We start from the raw sequence: 14,689 nt of genomic DNA, 5'->3' as shown, positions 1-14,689 counted from the left end.
CATGGATCGAGCAGCCGTGTTCGACGTGGACGGGACCCTCGTCGACACCAATCACCTCCACGTGGTCACCTGGTGGGAGGCGTTCCGCCGGGCCGGGCACACGGTGCCCACACACGCGATCCACCGAGCGATCGGACGCACTTCCGAGGACCTCGTCGCCCGTCTGCTCGGCGAGAACGGCAAGCCCGAGCTCGCCCCGGCTGAGGTGGAGGACCTCAGCTCCGCACACAAGGTGCTGTACGCCCAGTACTTCGAGCGGCTGACCGCGCTGCCGGGCGCGGGAGATCTGCTGCGGCGACTGGCCGACGACGGCTGGACGGTCGTCCTGGCCACATCCGCCGGGGACGACGAACTGTCCGCGCTGCGTCGTGCGATCGGGGCGGACGACAGCATCGCGGCGACGGCGAGCGCCGACGACGTCTCCGAGGGCAAACCGGCACCGGAGCCCGTCGAACGGGCTCTGGAGCTGGCCGGTGTACCGGCGGAGCGGGCGGTGTTCGTGGGCGACACCGTGTGGGACATGAAGGCCGGCAGCCGTGCCGGCGTGCGGTGCGTGGCACTGCTCTGCGGCGGCATCCCCCGCTCGGATCTGGAAGAAGCCGGCGCCGTCGCCGTGTTCGACGACCCGGCCCATCTGCTCTCCGCGCTGCCCGACAGTCCGCTCGCCTGACCGCCGCGACGGCTCGCACCCTCCTCGGAGGCGCGGGCCGTCGCCCCGGTCCCGCCGCCATGGCGCACGGTGCCCTCCGACCGCGAGGCCGGGCAGCGGCGCGCCGTTCAGAAGCCACTGCGGCGCAGCGCGTCGGTGACCATCAACGCCGGTATGGCCTCGTGGACTTGGCCGCTGTCGGCATAGGACACTCGGCCCTCCAGTCGCCGGGCCAGGCTCTGCCATGCGGCCGGCGGGAGGGACGTGAGGGACTTACGGCCGTCGGCGGTCTCGGCGTGGAACGGCGGGACACCGGCCGTCACTCCGAGCCGGGCGAGCAACGGGCCGAGCTTGGCGGGGTCGTTCTGTGTGTAGAGCCGGACGGTCTTCGCTCCCGCCGGGCCGCGCGCGGCCCATGCGGTCGCGTGAGCGAGCGCGTCGTCGGTCGCTCCCGCCTCGTCGGCGTGGGGATCGAAGAGATAGACCTCCTGGAGCGTGTCCAGGAAGAGCGGGTGCGTCTGGTTGGCGGCGCGTGCCAGGAAACAGCTCAGCAGGGCGTGACCGCTGCCGAACGATCCCATGGCGAGCCGGCCGATGGATCCGAAGGCGAAGTTCCCCGCCCGGCGGAACATGAAGGCCTGGATCTCCTCCAAGTACTCCTCCAGCACGGCGGCTTCGGCGAACGAGGCGATCTCCCCGCAGGGTTGGGCGGCGACGCGTGGCAGCGGCAGTACCAGAACGACGTTCCGTCCAGAGGCATGCACCTGGTACGGAAGCCCCTTGGGCAACGGATCGTCCAGGAGCGGATCCCCCATGTATCGCAAGGGGCGAAGCAATCCGAAGAACTGGTAGTCCCAGCCCCACGGATAGGTGTCGCCCGTACCGGGGTCGTGGCGGTCCAGCGCGTTGGTGAACAGGCCGTCCGGAACCTGGTCGGCCGTCGTCGGGCCGAACAGGACGAGGAACGGCGCGGGCGGGGCGCCCGGTCCGCGGGGCACTGCGTCGGGCCAGTGGACGGCCACGAGCCGGGGCGCCTCGATTCCCGGGAGGCTCAGGACGACCAGCTCCCCGTTGGGGGTCACCGTGCGGCTCTCCACCTGGATCGCCCGGTCACCGACCGCGGGCGACGCGACGAAGGTGGTGCCGGTGGTCTCCGGCAGCGGGGAGTACGCGGTGGGCGGCAGCGCCACGGGCGGGATACGGAAGCTCATGTCGCCCGGCGGCGGAGCGCCCGGGTAGTCGGCGCCGGTGCGCTCCAGGCTGGTACGCGCCTGCTCGGTGGCGTCTCGTAGCGGAGTGACATGGACCACCATGATCACGCGCGGGCCCGGGGCGGGGGGCAGGACTGTCAGGTGGCAGTTCTCGGGCAGGAGGACGGCCCGGACACTGCCGGATGCGTCTATCTCCAGTCGGGCCTCGGTGGTTCCGTACCTGACCGGGTCGAAGGGGTCGGCACGGATGTCGATCCGCGCCGAGGCGTCCGGGAGTGTGTACTGCGACTCCTCAAGGATCTCTTCCGTGGGCGTGGCGGGGCTGCCGCCGTTCACGGTGACCGTGAACTGGCACTGGGGCATGGCCTCCCTGCCGACACGGGCGCTGAGGGTGATTCTGCCCATGGCGTGCCTCCTGTCCTGGATCCGGACGGCCCGCCCGGCCAGTGTCGGCGGATCCCCCGCCCGCGGCAACTCACCGGTACCGCTCCGATGACGGCGGATTGACGCCGAGCTGACGCCGAGCTGACGCGGCGAGCATCGGGGGGCGTCATACGCCACGCCGATCCCGTCGACGAACGGCAGCACCGGGCCCTTCTCTGCGGCTGCGGCGTCCCATCCGAGCAGCACACCCCGTGCACCCCCGCCTACGCGAGGATCAGGCACACGTGGAGCACGCTCCGGAGGGCATCCGATCTCCACGGTCGGCGGTCAGCCAGTCGGCGATCCGCAACGCGATGGAGCGCACGGGCAAGGTGGTCGTCGTCGGACGACCACAGCAACTGTGGTGGACGGCCCATCGAGCCGGAGAGCGCCATGGCTTCGGTCCGGTCGTGCGTGACGTACACCGTTCGTCGTGGTGCCCAGGCGGCGTTGTATCCGGGAGATCTGGGTACGCATCTGGACCGCGATCCGATGCTCGACGAAACGAGCCCTCCAACGGGCCATCGCGTGCGGCGTCGAGCCGAGTTGGGCGGCCACGTCCATATTGGACGCCCAGCTTGCGCAGGCAGGGCGTCGACGGCAGCGCGGGTCTGGGCTTCAGGGAGGTGTCGGTCCCGATCGTCATGTCGACCCGCGGGAACATCGACGAGTGACGAAGTCGAGGTAACCCCGGGAGGTGTTCTCCCAGAACGGCAGCAGGGCGTGGTCGCCGGTCAAGAGCATCGCGACGCAGGCGGGATCGGGGATAACGGGCACGGTGTTGTCGCCGGGTCCGGATGATGCCGAGGCGGACGGACTTGGCCTGATGTTCGGCTCCTTGTCGCGCGGCCGACGCGCCTGTACCCGTTGGAGTCCGACACCACGCCCTTTTCCAATCGATCGCGCGGCCCCGCACCTCGCAGTCGCGAGACAGGGCGACGGGTCCTGCCGGCCGGGCGCTCTCGTGGTGACGCGACATCCTCCGGCTCGCCGCGTAGACGCGGCTGTCAGGCAGCCCACGGCCCCCGGCCAACGAGCCGAAGAAGGCCCACCGTACGGGTTGTACGCCTCCTTCGTGGGGTGTGCGGTGTCCGGCTTGCCTATGCCGTGAACTCGGCCTCGTCGTCAATCGGTCCGGGTGCGCAGGCTGCGCGCCAGGGTGGGGATCATCACCGTCGCAGGGACGAGGTGCAGCCCGAGGAGGGCGGCGGCGGTGGCGGTGTTCGCCCCGGAGAGGAAGGGCGGGACGAACGAGATCGCGGTCAGCGACACTGCCGTCCACACGAATCGCTCGGCGGGGCGAGCGCTCCGGCGGCGAAGTGCGACGGCGATGACGATGCCCACGACGGAGAAGGAGCCGGTCACCACGGCGAATCCGGACAGCGGGATCGCCTCGCCACCATCGGGGACCTCGAAGTCGACGCCGACGGCCTGGGCGAGCGCCGCGGCGAGGGTGGTGGTCGCCAGCGCTGCGAGCGTGGCGGTGAAGCCGGTGCCGACGAGGCCGCGGGGTCGGTTGGTGTGGCTGGTCCGGCCCGATGCCGGGCCTGCGACGGCGCCGGTGTCATCCATGCTGTCCATGCCGTTCCTCCTTCGTTCGGTACTGGCGTACGGGGTGTTGACGGGCACGTGGCGGTCCTGGCCCTGGGGGTGACGATGAGCGCCCTCGCCGTGCGACGGCGCCGTTCCGCCGGGCGCGGACGCCGGTTCCGCGGAGCCGGAACCCGGCGTCGCGTCCCGAGGACCTGGCCGGGCTCGCCCTCGTGCAGCTCCAGCCGCACCCGCCCGCGGGTGACGACGCCGAACGTGTCGCGCCGCGCCGCCGCGACACGCGTGCCGCGACGCAGCACGAGCCCCCGCACCGGGTGCTACTCCGTGCCGTCCGCCGGCAGGCGCTCCGGCAGCCCGAGCCTCGGGAACCGGTCGTCGTGGAACGTGACGATCTCGGTGATCGCCCCGCCGGTGACGCGCAGGACGTCGATCGTCAGCGGCAGGTACGCGCCCTCCCGCTCGCGCCAGAGGTAGAAGGCGACAGCGGGCTGCCGGTTCACGGAGGTCAGGACGCCGCGCAGGCCCTTCATGCCCTCGAAGCCGCTCTCGACCCAGTCGTTCACCACCGCGTCGCGGCCGACGTACAGGCCCGGCGTGGGCGGCATCGAGCACCGGACGTCGTCCCGCAGCATCGAGGCGAGCGCCGGGACGTCCGTGGCCACGCTGGCGTCGGTGTAGCGGCGCACCAGGTCGCGCGTCCCGGCGTCCTGTTCACCGCCGGTCCAGTCCTGCCGCTCGGCGGGCAGGTGCTCCCGCATCCCGGCGCGGGCCCGCTGCAGCGCGCTGTTCACGGAGTTGACGGAGTCCCCGAGGAGTCCCGCGACGTCCTTCGCGGGCCAGCCGAGCACGTCCCGCAGGATCAGCACGGCCCGAGGGCGCGGCGCGAGGTGCTGGACCGCGACCAGGTAGGCGAGCTCGATCGTCTCCCGCGCGACGGCGACGGTCTCCGGCTCGTCCGCTTCGCCCGCGGGCAGCTCGTCGAGCAGCCCGTCGGGGTAGGGCTGAAGCCACAGCACCTCGCCGCCGGTCGCAGGTTCCGGGCGGCACTTGGCGAGCAGGTCCAGGCAGGCGTTGGTGGCGATCCGGTACAGCCAGGCCCGGAATGTCGACCGCCCCTCGAAAGTCTCCCGCCGCCGCCAGGCACGGAGGAACGTCTCCTGCACGGTGTCCTCGGCGTCCTCGAACGACCCGAGCATCCGGTAGCAGTGCACGTGCAGCTCCCGCCGGTGCCGTTCGGCCAGCCCTGAGAACGCCGACTCGTCGACCTCGTCCAGCCTGCCCGGACCGCTCATGCCCAGCTCCTCCAGCCGCGTGTCCGCACTCATCACGTCGTCCTTCCGCCTTGCCGTGTCCCGTCATAGGTGTGACGGGGATGGGCGCCAGAACTCATCACAGGGTCGGCCGGCATGGCTGGGCGCTTCTCATCTTCACCGCCTGTCGCGGCACCGGCCCGGCGGGCCCGTCCTGAGCCGCGCCCGCCGGGCCGGTCACTGAAACTGAGGAAATAGGCAAACTTGGGCAATATGTCCCGGTGAGCCGACGGGACGACCGAGTGCAGCCGAAGGCCCGGCCGCCGGAAGCCGGCCCGGGGGCCCGCCACCGTTCGGCCGGCCGACGCGGGCTGTCGTCGCTGAAGCCACGCAGTGTCGCCGGTCAGGTCTTCCTGCTGCAACTGGTGGTCGTCCTGCTGCTCATCGCCACGGCCGTGGTGGCGCTCGTGATCCAGGACCGCAACCGCGCGATCCAGGAGGCCGGCGACCGGTCACTGGTGGCGGCCGAGTCGTTCGCGAACGCCCCGGGCACCGCGGAGGCGATGAAGGGCGATGACCCGACGGCGGCACTCCAGCCACATGCCGAGGCGGTGCGCAAGAAGACCGGCGTCGACTACGTCGTGGCGTTGAGCCCCTACGGCTTCCGGTGGACCCACCCGGACCCGGACCAGATCGGGAAGCACGTCTCCACCTCCTACGGCGAGGCGCTCGAAGGCGAGCCCCACCAGACCACGTTCGACAGCAGTCTGGGAAAGGCGGTCGACTCGACAGTGGCCGTCGTCGACGAGAAGGGGACCGCGGTCGGTCTCGTCACCGTGGGGGTCACGGTGGACAAGGTGACCAGCGTGGTGCAGGACCAGCTGCCGGTGATCTTCGCCGCCGGCGGTGTCGCGCTGCTGCTGGCCGCAGGCGGGTCGGCGCTGGTCAGCGGGCGCTTGCGGCGCCAGACCCGGGGCCTGGGGCCGGTGGAGATGACCCGCATGTACGAGCACCACGACGCGGTGCTGCACGCGGTCCGTGAAGGCGTGATCATTCTGGACGGCGACGGAAGGCTGCTGCTGGTCAACGACGAGGCGCGCCGCCTGCTCGCACTGCCGCCGGAGGCCGAGGGCAGGCCGATCACCGGACTCGGGCTGAGCCCGGCCCTGGCCGGACTGCTGGGATCGGGCCGGGCGGCCACGGACAAGGTCTTCCTGGCCGGGGACATCCTGCTCGCGGTCAACGTGCGGGCGGTGGGCCCGAAGGAGGGCAGCGTGGCCACCCTGCGGGACACCACGGAGCTGCGCGCCCTCGCGGGCCGAGCGGACGTGGCGGGCGGGCGCCTGCAACTGCTCTACGAGGCCAGCACGCGAATCGGTACCACCCTCGACATGAAGCGCACCGCCGAGGAGCTGACCGAGGTGGCGGTCCCGCGCTTCGCCGACTTCGCCACCATCGAGCTGGTGGAGCCCGTGCTGCTCGGCGGTGAACCCGGCGGCGCATATGGACATGCGCCGCATCGCGGCCGCGGGCATCAGGGAGGAAACCCCTTCACCCCGTCGGGAAGCTGATGCGCTACGCGCCCGACAACCCCGTGGTCATCGGTATGACCACCGGCCGGCCGGTCCTGGTGGCGCACCTCGCCATGGCCGACGAATGGCGGGCACAGGACCCGGAGCAGACCCAGAAGGTCATCGAATACGGTATCCACTCCATGATCTCGGTGCCCCTCCAGGCCCGAGGCCAGCTGCTGGGGGTCGTGGAGTTCTGGCGTTCGGAGCAGAACCCCTTCGAGTCGGACGACCTGTCCCCCGCCGAGGAACTCGCCACTCGTGCGGCGGTGTGCATCGACAACGCGCGCCGCTACACCCGCGAGCACACCACAGCCGTCACCCTCCAGCGCAGCCTGCTTCCCGGCACACTTCCCGAGCTGTCTGCCTTGGAGGTCGGGCACCGGTACCTGCCCGCCCAGGCGGGGGTGGGCGGCGACTGGTACGACGTCATCCCGCTGCCGGGGGCCCGGGTGGCCCTGGTGGTCGGCGACGTCGTCGGACACGGTCTGCACGCCGCCGCGACGATGGGCCGCCTGAGGACCGCCGTGCACAACTTCGCCGCCCTGGACCTGCCTCCGGACGAGCTTCTCATGCACCTGGACGACCTGATCACCCGGATCGACCAGGACGCGGCAGCCGAGGGCGAGACCGAGGCCGTCACCGGTGCCACCTGCCTGTATGCGGTCTACGATCCGGTCTCCGGGCGGTGTGTTCTCGCCCGCGCCGGTCATCCCGGTCCGGTGCTGGTCTCACCCGACGGCTCCGTGACCTTCCCCGACGTCCCCGTCGCCCCGCCACTCGGCGTGGGAGCGGGGCTGCCGGTCGAGACGGCCGAACTCCGGCTGGCCGCCGACAGCCGGCTGGTCCTCTACACCGACGGCCTCGTCGAGGCCCGAGGCCGTGACATCGACGTCGGGCTCGGCATGCTGAGGGAGGCACTCGTCCACGCGGACGGCACCACCCCGGACGACACCTGCCGGGCGGTGCTCGACGCGATGCTGCGCACCAGGTCGAGTGACGATGTCGCCCTGCTCGTCGCACGCACCCGGCTGCTCGACCCGGAGCAGGTCGCAGAGTGGGAGGTGCCCGACGACCTCGCGGCCGTCTCCCGGATCCGCGCCGAGGCCACCCGCGGGCTGGAAGCCTGGGGGCTCGGCGAGGCCACCTTCACGACCGAGCTGATCCTCAGCGAACTGGTGACGAACGCCATCCGGTACGGGGCGAGCCCGATCAGTCTGCGACTGCTGCGCGACCGCGACAGCCTGATCTGCGAGGTCGGCGACGGCATCAGCACCTCCCCGCACCTGCGCCGCGCGACCCTCACCGACGAGGGGGGCCGCGGGCTGTTTCTCGTCGCGCAGCTGTCCCGCCGCTGGGGGACCCGGTACACCGACCGAGGCAAGATCATCTGGGCTGAGCAGGCGCTCGACGCCGGAGCCGTCGGCGACCTGAGCGGTCTCCCGATGGCGGACCTGTGAAGCGGGGCGGAAACCGGACCGCCGCCCACCCCTGGGTGTGCGCACGCCCGGAGCGTTCAGGAGCCGTCGTCGACCGTGAAGTACGGGATCTTGGCCGGATCCTGGCCGAAAGCGGCCCCGAGATAGACGGCCGACAGTTTGGCGAGCGTCCCGTCGTCGATCAGCTGCCTGATGATCCGGTCCAGCTCGTCCCTGTCGGGTGACCCCTTCGGGTACAGGGCGCCGTAACCCTGGTCGGTCCTGTACTGACCCACCAGGCGCACCCTGCCCTCCCGCTTCTGGGGATACGCCAGCAGAATCGTCGTGTCGTGGACGACCGCGTCGATCCGGCCCTCCTCCAGCGCCGTGACCATCTCAAGGTCGTTGGGGAAGACGGTGACGGGCTTGAGCTGCTTGATGCGGTCCTCGACGAACTCCTCGCCCGTGGTGCCCTCGGCCACTCCGATGCGCACGTCACGGATGTTGTCCTGGCCGATCTTCTCGCCGTCCCTGATCAGCACTCCCAGGGTCGAGGAGAGGTAGGGCGGGGAGAACTCGGCGACCTTGCTCCGTTCCGGGGTGATCGTGATCTGCGCCAGCGCCAGGTCGAAGTCCTTGGTCCGGCCGGACACAACCTCCGGGAAGGGTGCGTTCTTCACCTTCACCCGGTCGAGTCCGGACCGGTAGGCGATGTTGGCGGCCATGCAGTACTCGTAGCCACTCTTGACGGAGTCCGGTGTGTCGCCGTTCCACCAGGCGGGGGCGGGCAGGGTCGTCTTGACCGTGAGGGCATCCGCCGTCTCTGGTGACAGGTGAAACTCCCCGTGATGTCCCGAGACCGGGCAGTGGGCGTTCGACGACTCCGACCCGCCCTGGTCACAAGCCGCGACGATGAGCGCCACGCCGACAGCCAGAGAGACGGTCGCTGCCGCGGCGCGCATCATTGCACCTCCGGTAGGGGCATACTCCTTTAGTCACCATAAATTACCCCGAAGCGCGCGGGTCGGATCGCCTGTGTTCCGGCGACGCCCGTCGGCTCGTCGACGACGGAGGCCCACCGATGACCTCGACAACCGGCAGCGCGGGTGGTCCTGTGCGAAACCGGACCGACGCGGCGCGACGCGTCCGGGTGAACCGCGCCCGCCTCGTCCACAAGCTCCGGTACGCGAGAAGTCACCCCGACCGCATCTGGCCGTATCTGCGCCGCCTCGCCCGCGACTGGCGGCTGCGGCTGACGACTCGCGGCCATACGGCGTACTACCGCGGCGTGATGAAGGCCGACACCGCGAAGAGCACGACAGGCGCGGTCGGGAGCGCCACGCGGGAGCGCTGGCTGGCGCTCGGACAGATGCAGTTCGACTACCTCGTACGGCACGGGCTGACCCCTCAGGACCGGATGCTGGAGATCGGCTGCGGCAATCTGCGGGCGGGCTGGCGTTTCATCGAGCATCTCGAACCCGGTCACTATCACGGCCTCGACATCTCCCCGGACATCCTCCTCGCGGCAGCCGACACCCTGGCCGAACGCGGCCTGCAGGACAGACTCCCGCGGTTGATCCTGGTCCGAGATCTGCGCCTGGAGGCACTACCGGCCTCGTACTTCACGGTGGTGCACGCGCACAGCGTCTTCTCGCACTCACCGATCGAAGTGATCGACGAGTGCCTGGCACACGTGGGCCGGGTGATGGCGCCGGGGGCCTTCTTCGACTTCACCTTCGACCGCACGGAGGGCAGGGAACACCATGTACTGCGGGAGGACTTCTACTACCGCACGGAGACACTGACGGCCCTGGCGGAGCGCCACGGCTTCACGGCACGCTTGATGGAGGACTGGGAGGAGCTCCCGCACAAGCAGTCCAAGATCCGTCTGACCCGGCCCGGTCCGACGGCCTGACACGTGCCCTGACGCCGAGGTCGTGGTCCACGTCCCGGTCGTACTCGTCAGCGAGGTGACCGCACGGGCGGGGACGACGAGTTCTCGCAGGACACGGCCGCAGCTACCCGTTCTCCGCAAACATGCAGGTCACCGCCGACCCCAACGGCCGCCCGGTCGTGGCCGCTGCCCGCGCGACCGCGGACAACAGGGCCGAGGCTACGCAAGCGCGACTCCGGCAGGACAACGGCCTGCTCAGGCCTTCGCCCGGTACGCCCGCAGCGCCGGCGGGCAGAACACGGCGGCTGTCCCGGCCGCCCACACCGGGACGCGCCTACGCGCAGTCCAAGCTCGGCGAAATGCTGACGATCCACCTGGCCGAGCATGGCGGGCCTCTGCCATCGGCCGGTGCGCACCACGGCTACACCGCACCAACCTGATCACCTCGGGCCCGACCCTGAACGGTGGCCGGCCGATCACTCCTGCACAAGATCGTGCCGTCCCAGGGGACAAACCTGGAGCAGGCACGCCCACACCCCGGTCGTGGCCGTCAGCGGCCGCCGCTCGGGGCGCCTGTCAGTTGCCGCGCCGATCGCAATGCGGCCAGGCTCCCGCACCTGGCTGTGCCACCGATCGCGCACCCACCCCGCAGGCAAGGGCAGGCGCCGCAGCATGCGCGAGCGTGGCTTCATCGCGCTGACCGACGGCCTCACCAACTCGTCAAGGCGCCGGACGTGCCGTTGCGGGACCGGCTGGACACTCACGTCTCCCATGTCATGCGTGAGCTGATCGCCGAGCGTGAAGGGTTGACGGTGGGCCTCGTACGCAACCGCTCAAGCGCCTTCAGTACCGGCCATGCACCCTCGGCGGCTTCATAGTCGGCACCGGCCTGGACCCTCCGGGTTCCAGAGTCACCCTGACGAGCCGGAGTCAGCAGTCAGCTGGGTTCAGCTGCTGCGCGTCAGTCCAATGGGACTGACCAGACTTGATCAGCTGACTCGCCGGAAGTTGTACGCACCGCCATTTCTGATGACGGCAAGAGCACGCCACCACCTGTCGTTTGGCTCGTGGAAGCGACTCATGGCCGTTCGCAGGGCCGCGCCGTCCTCGTCGGGATCGACCTGATCACGCAGCGCACGCCAGGCGATCTCATAGTCCCTGCACACCTGCCTGACAGCAGCCTGAGTAACGAAAACCGCCGATGCGCCATTCCGCCGCACAGAGGTCAGCCACTGAGTGCTGAGGACGATAGGGGAATTGGGGTTCCCTGAACCGTTCAGCCTCTCGGACACGACAGACTTCATGGACTCAAGGCGCCTCTTGATCTCCTGCTCGGACGCCTCGACATGTTTCCGCGCATCGTTGACATTCAGCCATGTGGCGTTGTCCAAGAGGTCGTCCATCTCCGGCAGCCTGGCCGGAAGCCCGCACTTGACCAGCAGCGTGATGTCGGCGATCTCCCTGACGTGCTGGAGAAGTTTCTCACGATCACGCCAGTGGCGACCCTCATTCTCGGCGATGCGGTGGACACATCGCCACAATTCAGCGTCGCCGGAGAACCACTGCGCCAGCAAGTGGGATTCGACCGGGAGCTGTTTGCCCCTTAGACGCCAGGTGTGCTCCATCACTTCAGCGCATCCGCTCAGCAAATGCTGGTCGTACACGGTCATTTCCGGCCACACAGGCCTCCTCGGCCGATGGCGGTCCGGTGAGGCATGGGGGTAGGTCTCACGCTCGAAACGGATGAAGTGGTCCGTCTGGCGTAGTTCCTCGAGATCCGGGTCCTCGGCGAGCAGCCACGATCGCATGAGGGGATGATGGAAGCCGCTCGAATCGGCATGTGTCGCGTTCTCCAGTTCCTCCACAGCCAGGTCGGCGAGGGCGCCGTGCTCGGCGTCCCCCTCGGCGAAGCGGTTCATCCCCACCGCGTACACACATGCGGCGTTATAACTGTCCTGCCAGAGGCTCCACTCGGGCGACAGCCACTGGCGAGGCATCCGTAGCCAACCCCTTGCCTTCTTCACCCCTCGCTGGAGCTTCTCGGCCGACAGAGAACCCCATCGCAATGAGTTCTCCAATCCCTGGAACGCGTAACCACCTTGGTCCTCCACCTGGGCCAGTCTCAGCGGCGCCCACACATCCCGATCGAGTCGCAGGGAAGTGCGGGTGAGTGTCCCATGAGCGTGAGAGAAGGGGTGCCGAAGCTGGAAGAGAATCCGGAGCATACGGGGGTAGTCGTCGGCGAGCTGCCTCATCTCCTCCCTGCAAGCGAGCAGGAAAATCACCTTGACGATCTCCTCTCGGCGTTCCTCCTCCCCGAGTCGCTTCTCGAGCCACAACTTGGCGTCGTTCTCCCGCACCCACCAGAGGGGACGGGTCTCACCAGGAGGTGTCAGCCCCATGAGGATTCGCCAGTGACGGCTGGCGAGGGCAGGGACGAGAGCCTTCCGGATCTCCATTCGGGCGTGCTCTCGTCGCGGGTACCGGCCTGCTTCCGGTCTGCACCACTGATTGGCAGTCCGCTCCGCCACCCCCAGGACAACGGCGTAACGGAATCGCGCCTCCAGCAAGCCACTGCGCCACCACCGGTATCGCCGTCGGAAGATCCGGCGCGGATCCCAGGAACCCATGCCCATACGGGCGTTGCGCTCCGTGCTGGTCTGCCCGTCCAGAATTACGGCCCCGTAGTAGGTCTCCAGGGCATCGAGATGCAGCCAGAGCTGCTCCTGAATCCCGGCGATCTGTGTGCGCAGATAGAGGTTTGTCGGGTCGATCCGCAGCGCCTCGTAGTAGCGGTCCAGAGCATCATCGAATTTCCGGTCCGAGCTCAGCTCCCGGGCCTGCTGATACGCCGCGAAGAGCTTCGGTGGCAGATCCCGTCCGCGCCACTGCTGCCAGGGTGGTCGTCGACTGGCCCGGGTAACGGGCACGAGGGACGCCATCACCCAGTATCCCGCGTCCTGAACCGCCTCGTCCCACGTGGTACCCCAGATCGCTTCCGTTCGGCTACCTCGGATGGCATAAGAAGTGACAGTGACGGTGATGCCGAAACGGGGCTCCTGCTCCCGCGTGCGGAGGACTCCGCGAACCGTATAGGCGATCTTCGGCCGCAGGCGGCTGAAGAGTCGCAGTAGACTCGTCCACACTTTCCTGGGTTCAAGGTCAACGTCCCCCAGGAGGTCAAGGAAGTTGTCCGCCGGCGCCTCCGCCGGCAGCGCCGTCGGCGGGTAGAGATTCGTCTCGGACAACTGCTTGCGGAACTGCGCCGTAAGACCCTCCAGATTTGGTTCGGCATCCGGCGCGGAGGCAACGAGTCTCTTCACGTCCACAGCACCGGGCTTGTACGCGTAGTACATCAGCATCCAGCGCCGAAGCGCGACGAACAGCACGATAAGCAACAGCAGGCAACCAAGCCTGGCGGTGAACGAGGCCCCGTCGCTGCCGGCCTTCACCAAACGGGCGACACCCTCGACAAACTGCATGAAAAGCTCGGCAGGCAATTGAATGACTCTCAGCCATCCGGTTGCCTGCCACGCGGAATTATTGCCTCCGACAGAACGGACCACGGCGAACAGGACAGCGAAAACGAACAGCGTCAGCGTCGCCGAACGCATCACGTGTGGTGTCCGCAACGACGAGGCATCAGTTGGGGCATGGCGCTCAATACGAGAGGACATGGCTCCCTCGGATCCTTCTGACCTTCAATGTGAAAGTCTTCTGCTTCACTCCTAGTCGAATCGCGGGCACGCGGCACGAGGAATGCGCCGAAGCTCTGGTCGAATCCGTTGTGGCCGACCTTTGTTCGGAAGAACCTCAGACGTTGGGGACTTCGAGCCTGTCCCAGCTGAACTGGCCGGGGATGCCGTCGGCAGCGCTTCCTTCGAACCCCAGCTTCTGCTGCCAGAGGCTGTACGACCTCACATCGCCCGCTCCCCACACATCGACAGGGGCGCTGGCCGTGTAGCGGTCGCAGTTTTCTGTGACGAGCCGAGCGTGCATCGCCGCGATGATGGGCGACCTGCGTCCCATCTGGAAGAACGACGCACCGGGGAACGGCTCGAACCGCGGCTCGGCAGGGGGCGGTTCAGTCGGCCGGGACGCGAACGCCGGCCAGGAACCGGGGTCGACGTGATCGTTCTCCGGGACATGCGCATGGGCGTACCACCCCCCTTGCGCCCTCCACTTGTCGGCCGGACACGAGTTGCGGGACAGGGAGGTCGGGCGGCCCATGGGCCAGACGTCCGGTACGTCCCACGAGCTGATCCATGCGTTGAGAGCGTCCCAGCCCGTACAAGGAGTGTCGACCAGCCTCGCGAACACCTTGCCGTTCACGCGGCAGTGCGGGAAGAACAAGGACTCGACCTGGATGACGACCTTGCCGGCCCGGTTGGTACGAGTACCACCGGTCGCGTCGAACACCGCTTTGCTACGGGAGGTGGCAGGGAAGAACTGGGCGAACGCTCCGGTGAAGGGATCCCAGAGGATGTGCGGCGCCTTGCCGCTGCCACTGCCGGTGAAGAAGCTCTTGAGGTCGGCGAACGGAACCAGATCCAGGGGAGCTTCGGCGGTGGCTTTCCTGTCCCCCGTGATGTGCGCTATCGCCCTTGCCGGAAATTCGGGGTCACACGGCGCGTGGTCACCGATGTCCGTCTTGAGGGCTTGGGGCATCCATGAACTGGGCATCCCGAGATCCTTCCCTCTTCGCAGCACACATGATCGGGG

8 protein-coding genes and 1 pseudogene are annotated in these 14,689 nt (G+C 68.9%); 3 read left to right on the top strand and 6 right to left on the bottom strand.

The genetic code is table 11. From position 1 onward, the window contains the following. The first annotated feature begins 1 nt into the window (after position 1). On the top strand, positions 2 to 670 hold the full coding sequence (locus ABZZ79_RS34080; RefSeq protein ID WP_356695525.1) for an HAD family hydrolase: 669 nt from the start codon (positions 2 to 4) through the stop codon (positions 668 to 670). A 107-nt stretch (positions 671 to 777) separates the two neighbouring features. Here ABZZ79_RS34080 and ABZZ79_RS34075 read toward each other — a convergent pair whose 3' ends face one another. From ABZZ79_RS34075 to ABZZ79_RS34065, 3 genes are all read right to left on the bottom strand, one after another. Next, positions 778 to 2,265 carry a hypothetical protein gene (locus ABZZ79_RS34075; protein WP_356695523.1) on the bottom strand — a complete coding sequence of 496 codons (1,488 nt, stop codon included), beginning with the start codon at positions 2,263 to 2,265 and terminating at the stop codon, positions 778 to 780. A gap of 1,143 nt (positions 2,266 to 3,408) precedes the next feature. Further along, positions 3,409 to 3,864 carry a DUF6069 family protein gene (locus ABZZ79_RS34070; RefSeq protein ID WP_356695521.1) on the bottom strand — a complete coding sequence of 152 codons (456 nt, stop codon included), beginning with the start codon at positions 3,862 to 3,864 and terminating at the stop codon, positions 3,409 to 3,411. Positions 3,865 to 4,151: 287 nt separating this feature from the next. Beyond that, a complete protein-coding gene (locus tag ABZZ79_RS34065) occupies positions 4,152 to 5,159 on the bottom strand; it encodes an RNA polymerase subunit sigma-70 (protein WP_356695519.1) in 1,008 nt (335 codons plus the stop codon). A 296-nt stretch (positions 5,160 to 5,455) separates the two neighbouring features. On the opposite strand from ABZZ79_RS34065, the pseudogene ABZZ79_RS34060 reads away from it, so the two are divergent. Beyond that, a pseudogene (locus ABZZ79_RS34060) lies at positions 5,456 to 8,115 on the top strand (SpoIIE family protein phosphatase). Between the two features lie 56 nt (positions 8,116 to 8,171). On the opposite strand, the gene ABZZ79_RS34055 reads toward ABZZ79_RS34060, so the two are convergent. Beyond that, on the bottom strand, positions 8,172 to 8,996 hold the full coding sequence (locus ABZZ79_RS34055; RefSeq protein WP_356695517.1) for an ABC transporter substrate-binding protein: 825 nt from the start codon (positions 8,994 to 8,996) through the stop codon (positions 8,172 to 8,174). 158 nt (positions 8,997 to 9,154) lie between these two features. On the opposite strand from ABZZ79_RS34055, the gene ABZZ79_RS34050 reads away from it, so the two are divergent. Continuing rightward, the gene (locus ABZZ79_RS34050) at positions 9,155 to 9,988 is read left to right on the top strand and encodes a class I SAM-dependent methyltransferase (RefSeq protein ID WP_356695515.1); all 834 of its coding nucleotides are present in this window, start codon (positions 9,155 to 9,157) and stop codon (positions 9,986 to 9,988) included. 968 nt (positions 9,989 to 10,956) lie between these two features. Here the strand turns inward: ABZZ79_RS34050 and ABZZ79_RS34045 are convergent. Both ABZZ79_RS34045 and ABZZ79_RS34040 read right to left on the bottom strand, forming a co-directional pair. Then, a complete protein-coding gene (locus tag ABZZ79_RS34045) occupies positions 10,957 to 13,644 on the bottom strand; it encodes a hypothetical protein (RefSeq protein WP_356695513.1) in 2,688 nt (895 codons plus the stop codon). Positions 13,645 to 13,780: 136 nt separating this feature from the next. Then, the gene (locus ABZZ79_RS34040) at positions 13,781 to 14,650 is read right to left on the bottom strand and encodes a peptidoglycan-binding protein (RefSeq protein ID WP_356695511.1); all 870 of its coding nucleotides are present in this window, start codon (positions 14,648 to 14,650) and stop codon (positions 13,781 to 13,783) included. Positions 14,651 to 14,689 lie beyond the last annotated feature (39 nt).

This window comes from Streptomyces sp. NPDC006458 (assembly GCF_040612135.1).
In the GTDB taxonomy this organism is placed as follows: domain Bacteria; phylum Actinomycetota; class Actinomycetes; order Streptomycetales; family Streptomycetaceae; genus Streptomyces.
This window is presented reverse-complemented; position numbering and strand designations above follow the sequence as displayed.